This is a genomic window from Dethiosulfatarculus sandiegensis (genome assembly GCF_000931935.2).
GTDB classification, from domain to species: Bacteria; Desulfobacterota; Desulfarculia; order Desulfarculales; family Desulfarculaceae; genus Dethiosulfatarculus; species Dethiosulfatarculus sandiegensis.
Genome location: NZ_AZAC01000001.1, coordinates 206719 through 224953 on the forward strand (window position 1 = coordinate 206719; position 18235 = coordinate 224953).

General features: G+C 53.0%; 17 protein-coding genes, 1 tRNA gene and 1 pseudogene. All 19 read left to right on the forward strand.

Annotated features, from left to right (window positions below; all coding sequences use genetic code 11):
- The first annotated feature begins 491 nt into the window (after positions 1-491).
- The 19 genes and pseudogenes from X474_RS00950 (at position 492) to murA (ending at position 18125) form a co-directional block, all read left to right on the forward strand.
- On the forward strand, positions 492-1439 hold the full coding sequence (locus tag X474_RS00950) for a hydroxyacid dehydrogenase (RefSeq protein WP_044346161.1): 948 nt from the start codon (positions 492-494) through the stop codon (positions 1437-1439).
- Positions 1440-1807: 368 nt separating this feature from the next.
- The gene (locus X474_RS00955) at positions 1808-2161 is read left to right on the forward strand and encodes a DUF1844 domain-containing protein (protein WP_197281911.1); all 354 of its coding nucleotides are present in this window, start codon (positions 1808-1810) and stop codon (positions 2159-2161) included.
- Between the two features lie 364 nt (positions 2162-2525).
- Positions 2526-3635, forward strand: a complete 1110-nt coding sequence (locus X474_RS00960) for a PDZ domain-containing protein (protein WP_197281912.1) — start codon at positions 2526-2528, stop codon at positions 3633-3635.
- Between the two features lie 33 nt (positions 3636-3668).
- Entirely contained in the window at positions 3669-4514 is an 846-nt protein-coding gene (gene ispE / locus X474_RS00965) for a 4-(cytidine 5'-diphospho)-2-C-methyl-D-erythritol kinase (protein WP_044346162.1), read from the forward strand.
- Positions 4515-4566: 52 nt separating this feature from the next.
- Complete coding sequence (gene spoVG, locus X474_RS00970; protein ID WP_044346163.1) at positions 4567-4824, forward strand: septation regulator SpoVG; 258 nt, start codon at positions 4567-4569, stop codon at positions 4822-4824.
- Positions 4825-4876: 52 nt separating this feature from the next.
- A tRNA-Gln gene (locus X474_RS00975) sits at positions 4877-4951 on the forward strand.
- 30 nt (positions 4952-4981) lie between these two features.
- Positions 4982-5923, forward strand: a complete 942-nt coding sequence (locus tag X474_RS00980) for a ribose-phosphate pyrophosphokinase (RefSeq protein WP_044346164.1) — start codon at positions 4982-4984, stop codon at positions 5921-5923.
- Positions 5924-6027: 104 nt separating this feature from the next.
- Positions 6028-6660, forward strand: a complete 633-nt coding sequence (locus tag X474_RS00985; RefSeq protein WP_044346165.1) for a 50S ribosomal protein L25 — start codon at positions 6028-6030, stop codon at positions 6658-6660.
- 45 nt (positions 6661-6705) lie between these two features.
- Positions 6706-7287, forward strand: a complete 582-nt coding sequence (gene pth / locus X474_RS00990) for an aminoacyl-tRNA hydrolase (RefSeq protein ID WP_231688274.1) — start codon at positions 6706-6708, stop codon at positions 7285-7287.
- Entirely contained in the window at positions 7288-9324 is a 2037-nt protein-coding gene (locus X474_RS00995) for a sodium-translocating pyrophosphatase (RefSeq protein ID WP_044346166.1), read from the forward strand.
- Between the two features lie 264 nt (positions 9325-9588).
- Positions 9589-10071 (forward strand): CarD family transcriptional regulator, encoded by a 483-nt coding sequence (locus tag X474_RS01000; RefSeq protein ID WP_044346167.1) that lies wholly within the window; start codon positions 9589-9591, stop codon positions 10069-10071.
- Positions 10072-10181: 110 nt separating this feature from the next.
- Complete coding sequence (locus tag X474_RS01005; protein WP_044346168.1) at positions 10182-11132, forward strand: RluA family pseudouridine synthase; 951 nt, start codon at positions 10182-10184, stop codon at positions 11130-11132.
- On the forward strand, positions 11125-11766 hold the full coding sequence (coaE, locus tag X474_RS01010; protein ID WP_044346169.1) for a dephospho-CoA kinase: 642 nt from the start codon (positions 11125-11127) through the stop codon (positions 11764-11766). The genes X474_RS01005 and coaE overlap by 8 nt, the downstream gene beginning before the upstream one ends.
- A 230-nt stretch (positions 11767-11996) precedes the next feature.
- Positions 11997-13334 (forward strand): transcription termination factor Rho, encoded by a 1338-nt coding sequence (gene rho / locus X474_RS01015; RefSeq protein WP_353743119.1) that lies wholly within the window; start codon positions 11997-11999, stop codon positions 13332-13334.
- Between the two features lie 148 nt (positions 13335-13482).
- Positions 13483-13695: pseudogene (gene rpmE / locus X474_RS26705) on the forward strand (50S ribosomal protein L31); the annotation flags it as partial.
- A 107-nt stretch (positions 13696-13802) separates the two neighbouring features.
- Entirely contained in the window at positions 13803-14741 is a 939-nt protein-coding gene (locus tag X474_RS01025; RefSeq protein WP_044346171.1) for a DUF1385 domain-containing protein, read from the forward strand.
- A gap of 46 nt (positions 14742-14787) precedes the next feature.
- Entirely contained in the window at positions 14788-15858 is a 1071-nt protein-coding gene (prfA, locus tag X474_RS01030; protein WP_156360568.1) for a peptide chain release factor 1, read from the forward strand.
- 130 nt (positions 15859-15988) lie between these two features.
- Positions 15989-16879 carry a peptide chain release factor N(5)-glutamine methyltransferase gene (gene prmC, locus X474_RS01035; protein ID WP_044346173.1) on the forward strand — a complete coding sequence of 297 codons (891 nt, stop codon included), beginning with the start codon at positions 15989-15991 and terminating at the stop codon, positions 16877-16879.
- Positions 16872-18125, forward strand: coding sequence for a UDP-N-acetylglucosamine 1-carboxyvinyltransferase (murA, locus tag X474_RS01040; protein WP_044346174.1), 1254 nt, complete (start codon positions 16872-16874; stop codon positions 18123-18125). The genes prmC and murA overlap by 8 nt, the downstream gene beginning before the upstream one ends.
- Positions 18126-18235: the final 110 nt, after the last annotated feature.

The window sequence follows — 18235 nt, forward strand, 5'->3', positions numbered from 1 at the left end:
GGCAAGAATTAAAAATGCTATTCATGAATGTATAAAGAGGAAGCGGTTTTCTCAGGAATTTTGGGGTGGGCACAAAAAAAGAAAATAATTTAATGCGGCAAAATTGCAGTTTTTGACATGTATCATGATTACAGGGGCAGAATTTACATTTAGTGTATTTAAGTTGTGTAAAAAATATGGAAAGTAAAATAAATCCAATTTTCCTTTAAAAATAGCGAAAAAAGCGTCTTGAAAAAAGCGGTTTGCAAATTGGAGGGGAAAGTCATATGTTTTAGACCCTAGTCAAACAAGGCAGCGATTGCCTCCCAAGCAATGGTGGGTAAGAGCACTTGACATCAGCCTGGTTTTGAGCTAGGCCTGATTAATCCGTTAATCCCTTAAAATGACCAAGGATTAATAGAGCCTTGGATTTTTGTTTTAATGGGACACTTATTCTGTACAGGCCGGATAGATAATGCACTATTCGGAGGAACAGTCCGGGAGGAATGAAGATGAAGATTCTGATCTCTGATCCTTTGCACGAAGACGGGATTGAACTATTCAAATCTGAAGGCTTTGAGGTTGAAGTTAACACCGGCCTGTCACCGGATGAACTGCATAAGGTTATAAAGGGAGTGGACGGGCTGGTCATCAGGAGCGCCACCAAGGTGGATAAGGCCCTATTGGACGCAGCCGACAACTTGAAAGTGGTTGGCCGTGCCGGAACCGGCCTGGACAATGTTGATATTCCGGAAGCCACCAAACACGATGTGATTGTGATGAATACACCGGGGCAAAACTCAAATGCAGCAGCCGAGTTGGCTTTGGGCCATATCTTTGCCCTTTCCAGAAATATCGCTCGCGGTCATCAAGGACTGAAAAGCGGAAAATGGGAGAAGAAACAACTTCGGGGCAGAGAGGTGAAAGGCAAGACCCTCGGTATCGTGGGTCTGGGTAATATCGGTGCGATTTTGGCTGAATTGGGAGCAGGGGTAAAGATGAGGGTGATCGGTTTTGATCCCTATCTGGACGCTGAAGCCATAAAGGCCAGGGGCGCTGAGCCGGTTTCATTTGATGATTTGGTCAAGGAAGCGGATTATATCTCTATCCACGTGCCGAAAACCAAGGAAACAACCGGCCTGTTTAACGCAGACACCTTCAAAAAGATGAAGAATTCCGCTTTTGTAGTGAATTGCGCCCGCGGCGGAATCATTAACGAAGAAGCCCTGTGCGATGCCTTGGATGCCGAAGAGCTGGCCGGTGCGGCTCTGGATGTCTATGAGGTTGAACCAGTGCCTGCCGAGGCCAGAATTCTTTGCGCCGATGGGGTCTGCTGCACTCCTCACTTGGGAGCCAGCACCTATGAGGCTCAGGTGAATGTGGCAGTGGCCGTGGCCAGACAGATAAGCGGCTATTTAAAGGGCGGGGAACCCGAGTTTGCGGTTAATGCTCCTAAATAACACTTTGTAGATAATATGGTTTTAAAGGCCCGGCCCCTATGGGAGACCGGGCCTTTACTTGCCAATATAATTTTTCTTGATTTTTTTCAAATGCCCCTTGGATGCGACTCTGGTCTTCTCAGGGGGGCTCTCTATTAGGCGGAGTTCCAATCTGCATCTCCCAAAAGGTATTATTTGCCGAAAGAGTTCATCCGTGGCCCCAAAATTTTTGGTTTTAAGGACATGCAGAAAATCAAAAGCATTTTGAAGGGGTTTTCAAAGACTCAAGCCTTGTTTTGTTGCCAGTCTGGGCCATACAAATTATAGTAGGAATAACTGTTTATACTTTGGATTTTATAGTGCGAGGCTTGTAGAAAAAGGGGATTCAAATGACTGAAGACAAGACAGAACAAAGCCGCCGGGAAGCAGAAGAGGCCAGGGCGAAAAAGGCCAAGGACGATGCGGAAAAGGCATCTCAAAAAATGGGGGACTCCGTCTTCCCTCCGGTTGATTTCAGTAGTTTTGTTCTTTCCTTAAGCCACGCAGCCATGATGCATCTGGGGCAAATACCGGATCCCCAGACCGGCGAGACCCAGACCAATGTGGGCTTTGCCAGGCACACCATAGATACCATTGCCATGTTGCAGGAAAAGACCAAAGGCAATCTGGAGTCGGATGAAAAGCAGTTGCTGGACAATATACTTACGGAACTGCGCCTGGCTTTTGTGCGGTTGGCCAAGTAAGACTCTGCCGGCAGGCACAAGGGGGGTGTGCCGGGCAGGGCTTCTCCGGCCTTTCGTTCTTTTGGCCTTTCTAGTTCATTTGTGCCTTTTGCCTCTCGCGGAGGCAGGCAACAGAAAAATATGTCCGGACAACTTTTCACAACTGGCAGTTCAAGCAGCTCCCGCCGTGGTTAACATCTGTGTGACCGAAAGCGATATGAGAAGGGGCCCGTCCGGCCTTTGGCCATGGGACCCTGGGGAGGAGCCACCTGAAGAAAACGATCCCCCGCCTGATTTTTACAAATTTTTTGAAAAGTTGTGGCCAAAATCCAGTCCGGACGAGTTAAAGGATTTAGATCCTCTTCTTAGATCAGTGGGGTCTGGGGTGATAGTGGATGCGAGTGGATTAGTGCTCACCGTTAATCGGGATCTGCCTGTTTCAGGCCAAATCTGGGTGCGGATAAAGGGAAATAAGCCTCTGCCCGCCAGGCTGATTGGTAGTGATCAGGAGACAGATCTTGCCTTACTCAAGCTGAAAGGAAAGCATAATTTCTTCCGGCTCTCTCTCGGAAACTGTGAAACATTAAAACCCGGGGATTGGGTGCTGGCTTGTGGCAATCCGTCCGGCCTTGGTTTTTCCATGACCGCCGGTATTGTCAGCGCCAAGGGGCGTTCCTTGCCGGGAAAACAATTTGCCGAATATATCCAAACTGATGCCAAGATCTCCCGCCAATTTAGAGGAGGTCCGCTTTTAAACCTCAAGGGTGAGGTGGTCGGTATAAATATAGTCCCCGAGGATGGAAACACAGATGCCGGTTTTGCGGTAAGCTCCAAGTTGGCGGTGGATGTCATCAACCAGTTAAAAAGTTCCGGAAAAGTGGTCAGGGGCTGGCTCGGGCTTTCTGTGGAGGCCCTGACTCCCGAGCGCTCCAAACGTTTGGGGGGGGCTGAGAAAATGGGTGTCCTGGTCAAACAGGTCGCACCGGACAGCCCGGCTCAAAGAGCAGGCCTTAGTAAAGGGGATGTTATTCTCAGATATCAGGGATGCCCTATAAATAAACCCAAGGATCTGATTCAAAGAGTGGCTGCAAGTAAAAAAGGCAGCCAGGTGACTGTAACCTGTCTACGCGACAAAAAAGAGGTTGATTTTATAATAAGGATATCGGCCAGGCCAGATTCAGGCCGGGCCGCTCCGCCCCCTGGTTATGCAGAAAATCTGTTGGGAGTCAAACTTGTCGGGGTTACCAGGGAGTTAAAGGATAAGTTCAGCCTTCCGGTTGAATACGGCCTTATGGTGGTGGAGCTGGATGCTGGTGGACCGGCCGGCCGGGCGGGTCTTTTAAGGGGTGATATAATCTGCGAAGCCTCCCGCCTGAAAATAACCGGTCTGCCCGATTTGCAAAAGATTCTCAAGGGCCTGAAACCAGGCCGGGGGCTTATGCTGAAGGTTAATCGGGGTGATAAGTTTTTTGATACGGCTTTGGACCTGCCTTGACCGCATGTCGAGCGCCAATCCGGGATAGAAAAAATGAAGTTGGATATATTCGCACCAGCCAAGGTGAACCTGTTTTTATCAATAACCGGTAAACGCGCCGATGGTTACCATGAACTGGTAACCGTAATGCAGCCGCTCAGTATCGGGGATAACCTGACTATTGATACGGATTCAAAGGAGTTGTCCTTTGCTTGCAATCAAAAAGAACTGGCAGGCGAGGATAACCTGGTGGTCAGGGCGGCCAGGGCCTGGTCCCGGGCCAGCGGGATAAAACTCACTGCGCGGTTTTACCTCCAAAAAAACACCCCTGTGGCGGCCGGGCTGGGAGGCGGCTCTTCAGATGCCGCCGCTTGCCTGGTAGGGCTTAATTCTCTTCATAACATGCCGCTTTCATCCCAAGAGCTGGCCGCTCTGGCTGTGAAACTCGGTGCGGACGTGCCTTTTTTTCTGGCCGGAGCCCCTGCAATCTGTTCCGGGATCGGTGAAAAGGTCAGCTTACTTGCAGATTTTCCGGAATTGCATTACGTTTTGCTTAATCCCGGTTATCCGGTTTCAACCCAGGTGATTTACAAGAAATATGATTTGTCATGGACAAAACCGAAAATACGCAATAGAATTGGCCTCTCTCCACACAAGGGTCAATCTTGGGCGAACTTTTTGTTCAATGACTTGGAGAGGGTCACACTTAAAGAACACCCCGGTTTGGCCGATATTAAGCAGGCAATACTTGCTTCCGGAGCCCGGGGATGCTTGATAAGTGGTAGCGGACCCACTGTATTTGGGGTATATCCTGGGAAAGAGGAAGCTTGTCGTGCTGCAAACCGACTCAGGGAGATGAACCTGGGTTGGGTAGCGGCGTGCAAAGGGCTGCCCGGCTAGCCAAAACCATCGGCATTCTCTATTAAGTGGAGAAGACAGGTGGAGGGCCGCTATGGAGGTCACCGAGGTCAAGGTCTTTCCCGTGGATGAGGAAAGGCTCAAAGGATATGCCACAATAACCTTTGATAAGTGTTTTGTGATCCGGGACCTAAAAATTATCAACGGTAATAGTGGCTTGTTTGTGGCCATGCCGAGCAAGAAGCGGAAAGACGGTACGTATCAGGACGTGGCCCATCCCCTGAACAGTGATACCCGCCGTATGATAGAAGACAAGGTCCTCAACGAATATCAACGCCTTGTCAAGGCGTAAATATCCGGACCAGTTTCCTGGCCCGGGTTTAAAATGCAGAAATTAGTCTTGCTGGGGTGTCGTCAAGTGGTAAGACACGGGTCTTTGGAACCCGCATTCGCAGGTTCGAATCCTGCCACCCCAGCCAATCTTTTTTAGCTGCAGGGCGTGAGGCACCATGTTTGATAAGCTAAAGGTCTTTACAGGAAATAGTAACCCCCTTCTGGCCGATGAAATCTGCCATTATCTGCACCTTCCGGTGAGCCAGGCCATGGTCCGCCGCTTCTCTGACGGAGAGATCTTCGTGGAGATAGCTGAGAATGTGCGAGGGGCCGATTGTTATGTAATCCAGTCCACCAGCCCTCCTGTGAATGACCACCTGATGGAACTTTTGATAATGGTCGATGCCATGAAAAGGGCCAGCGCCAAGCGCATTACCGCTGTGGTTCCCTATTACGGGTATGCCCGGCAGGACCGCAAGGTGGCCCCAAGGGTTCCCATCTCCGCCAAGTTGGTGGCGGATCTCTTCACCACAGCCGGAGCCAACAGGGTATTGGCCATGGACCTGCACGCCGGTCAGATCGGCGGGTTTTTTAACGTGCCGGTTGACCATCTGTTTGCCGCTCCTGTGGTTCTTGATTATCTTCGCAAAAATTTAAGGGGCGAGGCGGTTATCGTCAGCCCAGATGCCGGCGGAGTGGAAAGGGCCAGGGCCATCGCCACCAGGCTGCAGGCCGGTTTGGCGATTATCGACAAGCGTCGTGAAAAGGCGAATGTTGCCCAGGCCATGAACATCATCGGTGATGTTCATGGAAAGCTGGCTGTTATCCTAGATGATATGATTGACACTGCCGGAACCCTGACCGAAGCGGCTCGCGCTCTAATGGAGCATGGGGCTAAAGAGGTTTGGGCCTGCGCCACACACGCGGTGCTCTCCGGTCCGGCCATGACCCGCATTACGGAATCTCCCATTTCTAAGGTGGTGGTGACCAATACGATTCCCCTGACGGAGGAAGCGGGCAAGTCTGAAAAAATCATTAGCCTTTCCGTGGCCCGCCTTTTAGGTGAAGCCATCCGCCGCATTCATATGGAGGATTCAGTGAGTTCTCTATTCGTATAGGCCTTCTTTTGCAGGCCGTATGAAAGTATTTGCCTTTTGTGAAATTTTGCATTATGTTTTCGATGTCCGGTGAGCATAAGTGATCCGGAAGGAGGCCGTTTGTTATGGAACAATTCCCTCTGTCGGTGACCCGCCGCGAGGTCACTGGAAAAGGTGCGTGCCGCCGGTTGCGTGTACAAGGCATGATCCCTGCCGTTGTCTACGGCAAGGGCCTTGACCCTGAAAACCTGGCCGTACCCCGTCCCGCCTTGGAGGCCTTGCTGCGTAAAGCGTCGGGTACCATGGCTTATCTCAGCCTGCAAATCGAGGGCGAATCCCCCCGCGCCGCTTTGTTGCAGGAACTGCAGACCGACTATCTTGGCAGCAAGCCGGTCCACCTGGATCTCTATGAGATCAAACCCGATCAGGAGATCACGGTGGAAACCCATCTGGAATTTGATGGTGAAGCCCCTGGTGCAAACCTGGGCGGCATCGTCACCTTTGCCGAGCATTCCGTTATGATCAAAGGTAATGCCGACAGTATTCCGGACAAGCTTGTGGTGGATCTGAGTTCTTTGAACTTGGGTGAATCCATCAGTGCGTCTGACCTGAACTTGCCCGAAGGCGTTTCCTTTGCGGTTCAGGAGGACTTCCTGGTGGTGAGCTGCGTTGAGCCCACTGAAGCCGCCGAGGAGACAGAGGAAGAAGAGGGCGAGGAAACCGAGGAAGGCGAAGCCGCCTCCGAGGCTTCCGAGTAATAAACATTGGATAAGGACTTTGGTCCTCCCTCCAGCCCAGTGTTGGTGCTGGGTCTGGGAAACCCGGGTGCCGGGTACGATGGTACTCGGCACAACCTGGGCTATGACGTTGTCGCCGAATTTGCGCGTCGCCATGGGGTGCAATTAAGCAAAGGCGGCCTAAGGCAACGTAAGTTCAGGTCGCTTTGGGGGAGGCAAAGGGTATTGGGGCGGCCGGTTATACTGGCGCAGCCTCAAACATTCATGAACCTTAGCGGTGAGGCGGCTGCCGCCATCACGGGATTCTTTGAGCTTACTCCCGATCAGGTTATCTGCGTACATGATGACCTGGACCTTGACCTGGGCCGGGTGAAGATCGCCCGCAAGGGATCGGCCGCGGGGCATAACGGGATCAAGTCCCTGATAAAACATCTGAGTACTGACCATTTTTGCAGACTCAAGGTTGGAATCGGACGACCACGTTACAGCGAGCCCATAGAACAATACGTGCTGAACAGCTTCTATGCTGATCAGCGCGATTTAGTTAGTAAGGTTATCGGCAGAGCTGCCGATTGCCTGGAAGTGATGCTGGCTAAAGGTATTCAACTGGCAATGCAGGAGTTCCACCGCATGGAGGGAGAGGGGTAAATGACATCTTGGACCATCATTGCGCCGTTTTTGGCCATTATTGGGCTGATTTTCGCATTCGCTATCTATAATTATGTGAAAAAACAGCCAAACGGAAACGCCCTGATGCAGAAGCTGGAAGGGCAGATCCACGAGGGAGCCATGGCATTCCTTAGAAAGGAATACTCGGTTCTCTCTATCTTTATTGTTATTGTTTTTGCGTTGCTCGCCTTTGGAATCGGTTGGCAGACCGCGGTTGCTTTTGTTACCGGCGCTCTTTGCTCAATGCTGGCCGGTTTCTCCGGGATGACCGCCGCCACCCGCGGCAACTCCCGCACCGCCGAGGCCGCCACCAAATTCGGTCAGGCCAAGGCTTTGAACGTATCCTACTTCAGCGGCGCCGTTATGGGGCTTTCAGTCGCCAGCCTGGGTCTTCTGGGTGTTGGCATCTGGTTCTATATCTTTGGCGGCTCCCCTGAGACAGCCAAATACATCAACGGCTTTGCCATGGGCGCAAGTTCCATTGCGCTCTTCGCCCGCGTGGGCGGCGGCATCTACACCAAGGCCGCCGACGTCGGCGCCGACCTGGTGGGTAAAGTCGAAGCCGGAATCCCTGAGGACGACCCCAGGAACCCCGGCGTCATCGCTGACAACGTTGGTGACAACGTTGGTGACATCGCCGGTATGGGTGCTGACATCTTTGAGTCCTATGTAGGCTCGGTCATCGCCACAATCGCCATTGGCGCCACCGCCGGCGCCGCCCTGATTGCCCAGGTCGGCCTGCCCGACGGCGAAGCCTCCAAACTGGCCATGATGGCCTGCCCGCTTCTGGTGGTCATGGCCGGCCTCGTGGCTTCCTTCTTTGGCGTTTTCTCCATCAAAATTTTTGAAAAGGGCGATCCCGCCGGAGCCCTGCGTTACACCTCTTGGGTGGCCGCAGTTATCTTCGCCGTATTGTCCTATATCATCGTGAAGCAGCTCGGCATGAACACCGGTCCCTGGTGGGCTATTGTCAGCGGTCTGCTCTGCGGCATCGCCATCGGCCTGTTGGCTGAGTACTACACCAGTGGTCCTCCGGTCCGTTACATTGCCGAGAACAGCGAAACCGGTTCCGCCACGGTTATCATCAGCGGCCTCGCCGTTGGTATGCGTTCCACCTACCTGCCCATCCTCGGCATCTGCGTGGCAACCTATATTGGCTACAAGGTGAGCGGCATATACGGCATCGGCCTCAGCGCTGTTGGTATGCTGGCTACAGTCGGCGCCACCATGACCGTGGACGCTTACGGCCCCATCGCCGATAACGCCGGTGGTATCAGCGAGATGGCCGGTCTCGGACCTGAGACCAGGAAAATCACCGACTCCTTGGACGCTTTGGGCAACACCACAGCCGCCATTGGTAAAGGCTTTGCCATTGGTTCCGCCGCCTTGACCGCCCTGGCCTTGTTCGTGGCCTTTACCCAGGCCGCCAACCTTGAGGTTATCAACATCACCGATCCCATGGTGGTCATCGGTGTCTTGATCGGCGCCATCGTTCCCATGCTGGCAGCTGCCATGACCATGACTTCGGTCGGTGAAGCAGCCTTCCAGATGGTGGAAGAGATTCGTCGTCAGTTCAAGGAAATCCCCGGCTTGCTGGAAGGCAAAGAGGGAGTGGACCCGGACAGCGCCACCTGCGTGGCCATCGCCACCGCCGCGGCCATCAAGAAAATGATGGCTCCCGGCCTGTTGGCTGTTCTGACCCCTGTGGCCGTGGGCTTCATCTTTGGACCCCGCGCCTTGGGCGGAACTCTGCTCGGCGCGACTGTCATGGGCGCTTTCATGGCCCTGTTCATGAGTAACGGCGGCGGCGCCTGGGATAACGCCAAAAAGTATATTGAGGAAGGTCATCATGGCGGCAAGGGTTCCGACAACCACAAGGCTGCCGTGGTCGGCGATACAGTTGGCGACCCCTTCAAGGATACCAGCGGACCGGCCATGAACATCCTCATCAAGCTTATGAGCGTGGTGAGCCTGGTTCTGGCCCCGGTTTTGGCCGGATTCAGCGGCTTGCTCTAATAAGCCACTGTTGAATTAAAATAAAAATTGGGGGCGGTTTCAGGCCGCCCCCAATTTTTTTACCCTCCCACGCCAGGGCCTGTTCTCCGCCGCAACCCGGCTTGTTAATTCCACCTTTTAAGTTACAATTTATAAATATTAGTTATTTCAGTTGCTTGAAAGTGGCTGATCCTCTTAAATATTGACATGAAATTGTAAGCTGGTAATATACTGATCTAGCTTAATTAATTATCTTCCTCCCAACTAACCATGCCAGGAGATCCCATGTTCAAGGTGGGGCAGTTAGCTGTCTACCCAGCACACGGTGTCGGGTCCATAGAGGCCGTCGAGACTCGTGAAATTGGTGGTTTGCAGCAGCAGTTTTACATACTTCGCGTTCTTGAGAACGATATGATCATAATGATCCCAACTTCCAATGCCGAATCGGTTGGATTGCGGCCTGTTATATCAAGTGAGGAAGTCGAGAGAGTTTACGATATGCTGCAGGAAAGGGATGTGGTTATAGAAAACCAGCCCTGGAACCGTCGCTATCGTGACTATATGAAAAAGATAAAGACAGGTTCGGTCTTTGATGTTGCCGAAGTCCTGCGTGACCTTTTTGTCTTGCAGGAGGGCAAGGAACTTTCCTTTGGGGAAAGGAAAATGATGGATACCGCCAGAAGCCTTCTGGTTAAGGAGATATCCATAGCGCGCCATGCAAGTGAAGAAGAGATTGAAAGTGAGATGGACCGGTTTTTTACCGACTGATCCAAGGCTACCGGCTTTAAAGGGCTTGAGCTGAAGAAATCCGTGAAATCTTCAAACGGTAAAACCAGTTAAAAACTCTCCTTTCCACTTCCGGCTGAATCAGACCCATTATGGAAAAAAGGCATTTTTCGGTAACGCCTGCAGAGGACGGCCAGAGGCTGGACTTGGTGGTTCAATCGTTTTTAGGCCCGGATTATTCCCGGGCCCAGGTGCAACGGTTGTTGCGCCAGGGAATGGTCACAATTGAAGGAAATCCTGCCAAGGCCGCTCAAAAGGTCAAACAGCGGCAGGACATCAAGGTGGTTCTCCCGGATCCGGTCAAAATAGACCTTGTGCCGGTGCCCATGGAGCTTGAGATCCTTTATGAGGATCAGCACTTGGTGGTTGTCAATAAACCTGCCGGATTGGTGGTGCATCCGGCTCCGGGGAATTATGAAAACACCCTGGTTCACGGGCTTTTGGCCCATTGCGGAGATTTAGCCGGAGTAGGCGGAGAATTAAGGCCCGGAATTGTACACCGCCTGGACAAGGACACGACAGGCGCACTGGTTGCAGCCAAGAATGATCAAACCCACAGGGGGTTGGCGGCCGCCTTTGCGGCCGGGCGTATAAAAAAAGAATACCTGGCCCTGCTCTGCGGTTACCCTCCTTTCGAAGGGCTTAATCAAAAAGGCATCGGCAGACATCCGGTTCATCGTAAAAAGATGTCCAGCAAGGGGCCGAACCTTAAGCCGGCCAAAACAACCTGGCGCGTAACCAGGAGGTTTAAGGCGGGTTACAGTCTGGCCAGGGTGAGAATAAAAACCGGACGCACTCATCAGATCAGGGTTCATTTCAGTGAAATGGGTTTTCCTGTGGCCGGTGATCCGGTCTACGGCAGGAAAAAAAATCCAAACGATCCCATTGGCCAGGCAGTTAAAAAGGCTGGACGCCAATTCCTACATGCAGTAAATCTGGTCTTCACTCACCCGATAACCCGCGAAAAAATAGATCTCACCGCGGGCCTGCCCCCTGATTTCAGGGCGGTATTGAGAATGCTGGAGCAGGTTGACGATGCTTAAGGTCGGGCTTACCGGCGGAATAGCCACCGGAAAATCCACAGTGGCGGCAATGTTGATTGAATTGGGCGCCCCTGTGGTGGATTCCGATATCTTGGCCCGGGAAGCTGTGGCCAAGGGGTCGGAGGGCCTAAGGGAAGTAAGACGGGTTTTTGGAGACAAGGTCCTGGATGAAGAACAAAACCTGGATCGAAGGGCCATGAGGGAGCTTATTTTTCAGGACCCCGGAGCCAGGGAAAGACTGAACAGTATCGTGCATCCCCGGGTGGCCGCTTTGATTGACCGTCAGGTTGACGAATTGGAGCGAATTGGCCGCCAGGTGGTTTTTGTGGATGTGCCTCTCCTATATGAAGTGGGCTGGGAAGACCTGATGGACGTGGTTGTCCTGGTCTATGTCCCGGCCGAGGTCCAGTTGCGGAGACTAATGAAAAGGGATCAGGTTGAGAGGGATCAGGCGGTCAATGCCCTTAAAGCTCAGCTCCCCATAGAACAAAAGCTGAAAAAGGCGCAATTTTTAGTTGACAACCAGGGAAGCTTAGAAGAAACTCGGGAGCAGGTGGTTGCTTTGTGGGCTAGACTACAATCCCAGCTATGCGGCCACCGCCAGCCGGGAAACAGCGAACCCACTCGAAAATAATTCAAATGCGTCGCTGCCAGAGGTGCGGAGGCCGGTGGCGGTTGCGTGTGTGTGGTTTTAGCTTGGTATCTCTCCTCCAATTAGCTTAAGGTCCCTGCGAATCCTTAAATCCGATCAGAAACTAACCATAAACGGACGTGGACTACGCTCCGCTTTTGGATAATCAGCCTGCCAGCGGCGCTTGGCCCGGGGCCGGCAATTCCATAGAATTATAAAAGACAAGGCGAAAGATGGAAGCCAACAACAAAACTGTTCGTGGCGAAAAAAAGAGTACAAAGGCAAGCAAAAAGCCGCTGCCGATTGATGGTGGCAGCATGAACATTGTGGAGCTTAAAGAAAAGCCCATTGCCGAACTCACCGCCCTGGCCAAGGATCTTAATATCGAAGGAGCCGCGGGGCTGAGACGTCAGGAGCTGATTTTTTCATTGCTCACCGCTCAGGCCGCGCGTAACGGGGCCATCTACGGCGAGGGTGTTTTGGAGATCCTTCCCGATGGATTCGGCTTCCTGAGAGCTCCGGACTACAACTATCTGCCCGGACCCGACGACATTTACGTGTCTCCTTCTCAGATTCGCAGGTTCACCCTGCGTACGGGCGATACGGTAAGCGGCCAGATCAGGCCACCCAAAGAGGGTGAGCGTTATTTTGCCCTGCTCAAGGTGGAAAAGATCAACATGGAGCCGCCGGAGGCTGCCAGGGATAAGATCCTTTTCGACAACCTTGTCCCCCTCTACCCGGAAGAGCGCATCGAGCTGGAGATTGAAGGCAAGCCGAAAAACTACTCCGCCAGGGTGATGGACCTGATGACCCCGGTGGGAAAAGGTCAGCGCGGGTTGATCGTTTCCGCACCCCGTACAGGCAAGACCATGCTCCTGCAAAATATTGCCAACTCCATTTCAGCCAATCATCCCGAAATCACCCTTATTGTTCTTTTGATCGACGAGCGTCCTGAAGAAGTTACAGACATGCAGCGTTCAGTGGACGGCGAGGTCATAAGCTCCACCTTTGACGAGCCGGCTCAAAGGCACGTGCAGGTGGCTGAGATGGTGATCGAAAAGGCCAAGCGCCTGGTAGAGCACAAAAGAGACGTGGTGATTCTTCTGGACAGCATCACCCGTCTGGCCAGGGCCTACAACACCGTGGTGCCCCCCAGCGGCAAGATCCTCTCCGGTGGTGTGGATTCCAATGCGCTTCACAGGCCCAAACGCTTCTTTGGCGCGGCCAGAAACATAGAAGACGGCGGCTCCCTCACCATTATCGCAACCGCCCTGGTTGAAACCGGTTCCCGCATGGACGAAGTTATATTTGAAGAGTTCAAGGGTACTGGTAACATGGATATTCACCTTGATCGAAAAGTTTCAGACAAGCGGGTGTTCCCGGCCATGGATATCAACCGTTCGGGCACCAGAAAAGAAGAGCTTTTGATGGAGGAGGGAGACTTGAACAGGGTGCGGATTTTAAGGCGCCTTTTGAGTCCTCTCACCGCTGTGGATGCCATGGAGTTCTTGTTGGAGAAGATGCAAGGAACCAAGACCAATGCGGAATTTTTGGCTTCCATGAACAGATAGCAACTTTGGGTCAAGCTGCCTTTTAACTGACCGCCAAGGGATGTTTTTTCTCCCGCGGCAATATCAGTGCGTAAAGGTGGCTTGCAAATTACTCATAAGCATATAAAATACCTAGGTTGTACTTACGACCTTTTGTGGAGATATTCAGATGAAACAGGGTATCCATCCCGAATACAAAGAAGTGATCGCGCGTTGCGCGTGCGGCAATGAGTTCAAAACCAGTTCCACCAAGGATGAAGTCCGGGTGGAGATCTGCTCCCAGTGCCATCCTTTTTTCACCGGTAAACAGAAACTGGTGGACACCGCTGGTAGGGTAGAGCGTTTCTATAAGAAATATGCTCACCTGGAACAGTATAAAGCCAAGGCTGACCAGATGGAAGCCGAACGTATGGCTCAGGCCGAGGCCAAAGCCAAAAAGCTGGCCGAAGCTGAGAATCAGGGCTAAGGGCTTTATACTTAGGAGAGCGGATGAATCCCCAGCCGGTAGGCGGACAGGCCGTTATTGAAGGGGTCATGATGAAGGCCCCTAAACGGCTCTGTGTTGCGGTGCGTAAGCCGTCGGGCGAAATTTTGGTTAAGAATGAACCGTTTCGCCCTTTGGCTGAAGGTATGCCGTTTCTAGGTTACCCCTTTTTAAGAGGACCTGTAGTACTGGGAGAGACCTTGGTTCTGGGAATGCGGGCCCTCTCTTTTTCCGCCCAGGAAGCCCTGGAAGAAGAAGACGGGGAAATGGGCCCCTGGACCATGGCCCTCACCATGACGCTTGCCCTGTTGGCGGGGTTGGGCCTTTTTGTGGCCGTGCCGCACCTTATATCCCTTTGGTTGGGCAGTCTTTCGGCTTTCGGCTTTGATGTGGAAAGCGTGTGGTTCCATATCACAGACGGTGCAATAAAAATGGGCCTGTTTGTCGGCTATATTTGGCTGATCTCGCGAATGAGTGAGATTAAACGGGTCTTCATGTATCACGGCGCAGAGCACAAGTCCATCCATTGCCTGGAAGCGGGCCTACCTTTGGAAGTGGAAAACGCCAAGGGTTTCTCCTGCTTGCATCCAAGGTGCGGGACCGCCTTTTTACTGGTCGTGCTTTTGCTCTCCATCATGTGCTTTACCCTGGTTTTTCCCTTTTTGCCCAGGATGGCCGAGGCGGGCTGGCTTAATCAGGTGCTTCAGATTCTTTTAAAAATTTTTCTGATGCTGCCTATTGCCGGTTTATCTTATGAGGTTATCCGTAAAGCGGGAAAACATATGGGCAAGGGGATCTGGGGTGTGCTTTTATGGCCGGGGCTGCAGATGCAGCGTCTGACCACCAACGAGCCCACAGACGACCAGCTTGAGATCGCCTTGGAGGCCCTTAAGGCCGCCACCGGCACGCCGGACAGTGACGCCGCCAGCACCTGCGTCCTTTAACTCATCAACATATTTGAGAATTGTACACATGAGCTTAAGTGATTTATTGCTCAGAAAACTGGACGAGGTCGAGGAACGTTACCAGGCCTTGGAAAACCGTTTGGCCGAGCCCGAAGTTTTGGCGGACCAGGAAGTCTACCAAAAGACCGCCAAGGAACATTCGGACCTTTCTTCCCTGGTCGATGCCTATCGCACCTACCAGGAGGTCAGCGAACAGTTGGTTGAGAATCGGGAGCTCATGAAAGATGACGACCCTGAGATGGCCGAATTGGCACAGGTCGAAGTTGAAGAGCAGGAAGCCCAACGTATAGAGCTGGAAGATAAAATCCAAATTCTTCTGTTGCCCAAAGATCCCAATGACGACAAAAACGTCATTCTTGAGATCAGGGCTGGCACCGGTGGTGATGAGGCCGCCTTGTTTGCTGCCGACCTCTTGCGTATGTATTTACGTTTTGGCGAACGCAACAACTGGAAGACCGAGATCATGAGCGAGCATGTGACCGCAGGCGGCGGTTTTAAGGAAGTTTGCGTCATGATTTCCGGTAAGGGCGCCTACAGCAAGCTTAAGTACGAATCCGGTGTCCACAGGGTTCAGAGGGTTCCGGTCACCGAAAGTCAGGGCAGGATTCACACCTCTGCCGTTACGGTGGCGGTGTTGCCTGAGGCCGAGGACGTGGAAGTGGATATCAAGCCGGACGATATCAGGCTTGATGTTTTCCGTGCCTCCGGTCCCGGCGGTCAGCATGTGAATAAGACCGAATCCGCGGTCAGACTCACCCATTTGCCCACCGGGCTGGTCGTCAGTTGCCAGGATGAGAAAAGCCAGATCAAAAATAAGGCCAAGGCCATGAAAGTGCTCAAGGCCCGGCTTTTAGACAAAATGACCCAGGAACAGCATGACGACCAGGCTGCGGCCCGTAAAAGCCAGGTAGGGTCCGGTGACCGCTCCGAGCGGATTCGCACCTACAACTTTCCCCAGGGCCGGGTCAGCGACCATCGCATCAACCTGACCTTATATCAATTGGAAAACATCCTGGACGGAGAGATGTCCGACCTGCTCCCGCCCTTGGCCGCTCATTTCCAGGCTGAAGCCCTTAAAGAGGCCACTACGTTTTAATATAGGCGCTCCCGGTCGGTTTCACCGGGAGCCTCGCCCAAACAAGCACCTTTTAAAATAGTGGGCAGGGTCTTTTCGGGGTATTTTTAAGACATCGGAATCTTCTTTTGCCGGAGAGACTTGAGCAGAAGTGACCACTAATTCCAAACCTCAATCCTGGACTATAACCGGGCTCACATCCTGGGCCACGGACTATCTTGCCAAATATAAAGTGGAATCCCCCAGGCTTTCAGCCGAGTTGATGCTGGCCAAAGTGCTCAACTGTCAAAGGGTGGATCTGTATCTGCGTTTTGACCAGCCTCTTACAGAGGCGGAGCTGGCCGGATTCAAGGCCCTTCTGTTACGCCGCCGCATCCACGAACCCATGGCCTATATTCTGGGGCAAAGGGAATTTTACGGCCTTGAATTCAAAGTGGGGCCAGGGGTTTTGATCCCCCGGCCCGAGACTGAGCACCTGGTTGAAAAGGCCTTGGAATGTCTGGAAGGCGTTCCCGCCCCGCAAATTTTGGATCTCTGCACCGGAAGCGGCGCTGTAGCCCTGGCCTTGGCCTCTGAAGTCGAAAACGCCACGGTCTTGGGGGTGGATCTTTCCCCAGAGGCCTTGGAATACGCCCAGTTGAATGCCGGTGAATTTGGTTTTACAGACAGAGTCTCTTTTTTGAAAGGAGACCTTTTCCAGCCGGTCGACCCGGGGCAGGGATTTTTTGAATTGATCACAGCCAATCCGCCTTATGTCAGCGAAAGGGAATGGCAGGAATTGTCTCCCCAGGTGCGGGACTATGAACCTCGCCTGGCCCTGGCCGCTGAAAGACATGGGTTGGCTGTAATTGAGCGTATAATTAAGGGAGCGGCCACATTCTTACGCCCCCAGGGATGGCTGCTTATTGAGATGGGTCAGGGACAGGCTGAAAAGGCCCTGGCCCTCTGCAGAACCTCAGGCGCTTATGAAAGCTCGGAAACTGTGAATGATCTCGCCGGCATCCCCAGGGTGTTGGCCTGCCAGAGGAAAGACTATGGATAAGCTGGTAGTGCAAGGTGGAGTGCCCCTGGTTGGCAGGGTGAAGATAAGTGGGGCCAAAAATGCCACTTTGCCCCTTATGTGCGCCACATTGTTAAGCAAGGGAAGAAACCGCCTGCGTAATGTACCCAAATTGGCGGATGTGGGAACCATGGGCCGCCTTTTGGCCACTCTGGGGGTAACGGTTACCAAAAAAAACGATGAATTGGTGCTTGATACAGTAGGTGCAGAGGGTTACGAATGCCCTTATAAACTCGTGAAGACCATGAGGGCTTCGGTGTTGGCCCTGGGCCCGCTTGTGGCAGCCAGAGGCAAGGCCAGGGTCTCCCTGCCCGGGGGATGCGCCATAGGCGCAAGACCCATTGATCAGCACCTGAAGGCTTTGGCCGCCATGGGGGCCAAGATCGACCTGGAGAGCGGCTATGTCATGGCCACTGCCAAGAGGCTCAAAGGGGCTGAGATCACCATGGACATGGTAACCGTCACCGGGACCGAAAATATCCTGATGGCAGCCTGTCTGGCCAAGGGGACCACCATAATCAGAAATGCCGCCAGAGAGCCTGAAGTCGTGGATCTGGCCCGCGCCTTGAACGCCGCCGGAGCCCGCATTCAGGGCGCAGGCACCGCCACTTTGGAGATTAAGGGCGTGGATGAGATGGCCCCTCTGGATCATGCGGTGATGGCCGACCGTATTGAAGCGGGGACCTATATGGTGGCTGCGGCCATAACCAAAGGGGAGCTGACCCTCAAAGACGCGCCCATGGAGCATCTGACCAGCGTGGTCGGAAAGCTGAAAGAAGCGGGTGTCAGGTTCCAGCGTACGGCCCAGGGAGTTGTGGTCAGCGCCCGCAGGGCCCCCAAGCCGGTTAGTGTTATAACAGGCCCCTACCCGGGGTTCCCCACGGATATGCAGGCTCAGTTCATGGCCTTTATGACCATGAGTAACGGAAGTGCGGTGGTGCAGGAAACAATTTTTGAAAATCGCATGATGCACACTGCTGAACTGAAGCGGATGGGCGCTAGTGTAGAGGTTACCGGGTCTACAGCCGTGGTGCGTGGAGTGCGCAACCTTACCGGAGCTCCGGTTATGGCCACGGATCTGAGGGCATCCGCCTGCTTGGTTCTGGCGGCCCTGGCGGCAGAAGGAGAAACCCACGTGAGCCGAGTGTATCACCTTGACCGGGGATATGAGCGTATAGACCAGAAATTGACAACTGTGGGTGCACGTATCAGAAGAGAGTCGGAATAAGGCATAATGTAATCAGACCGCTGGCAAAGCCAACTGGGCTTGGTCAGATCCCGGTTGGTGAAAGCCGGGACTTTGGCGACCTCCTTCACTTTTAACGATTGCTAAATAAC

Bases quoted from the DNA above. Each gene is read 5' to 3' on its own strand.
- X474_RS00950 (WP_044346161.1), top strand. From the start codon at position 492: ATGAAGATTCTGATCTCTGATCCTTTGCACGAAGACGGGATTGAACTA.
- X474_RS00955 (WP_197281911.1), top strand. From the start codon at position 1,808: ATGACTGAAGACAAGACAGAACAAAGCCGCCGGGAAGCAGAAGAGGCC.
- ispE (WP_044346162.1), top strand. From the start codon at position 3,669: ATGAAGTTGGATATATTCGCACCAGCCAAGGTGAACCTGTTTTTATCA.
- spoVG (WP_044346163.1), top strand. From the start codon at position 4,567: ATGGAGGTCACCGAGGTCAAGGTCTTTCCCGTGGATGAGGAAAGGCTC.
- X474_RS00980 (WP_044346164.1), top strand. From the start codon at position 4,982: ATGTTTGATAAGCTAAAGGTCTTTACAGGAAATAGTAACCCCCTTCTG.
- X474_RS00985 (WP_044346165.1), top strand. From the start codon at position 6,028: ATGGAACAATTCCCTCTGTCGGTGACCCGCCGCGAGGTCACTGGAAAA.
- X474_RS00995 (WP_044346166.1), top strand. From the start codon at position 7,288: ATGACATCTTGGACCATCATTGCGCCGTTTTTGGCCATTATTGGGCTG.
- X474_RS01000 (WP_044346167.1), top strand. From the start codon at position 9,589: ATGTTCAAGGTGGGGCAGTTAGCTGTCTACCCAGCACACGGTGTCGGG.
- X474_RS01005 (WP_044346168.1), top strand. From the start codon at position 10,182: ATGGAAAAAAGGCATTTTTCGGTAACGCCTGCAGAGGACGGCCAGAGG.
- coaE (WP_044346169.1), top strand. From the start codon at position 11,125: ATGCTTAAGGTCGGGCTTACCGGCGGAATAGCCACCGGAAAATCCACA.
- rho (WP_353743119.1), top strand. From the start codon at position 11,997: ATGGAAGCCAACAACAAAACTGTTCGTGGCGAAAAAAAGAGTACAAAG.
- X474_RS01025 (WP_044346171.1), top strand. From the start codon at position 13,803: ATGAATCCCCAGCCGGTAGGCGGACAGGCCGTTATTGAAGGGGTCATG.
- murA (WP_044346174.1), top strand. From the start codon at position 16,872: ATGGATAAGCTGGTAGTGCAAGGTGGAGTGCCCCTGGTTGGCAGGGTG.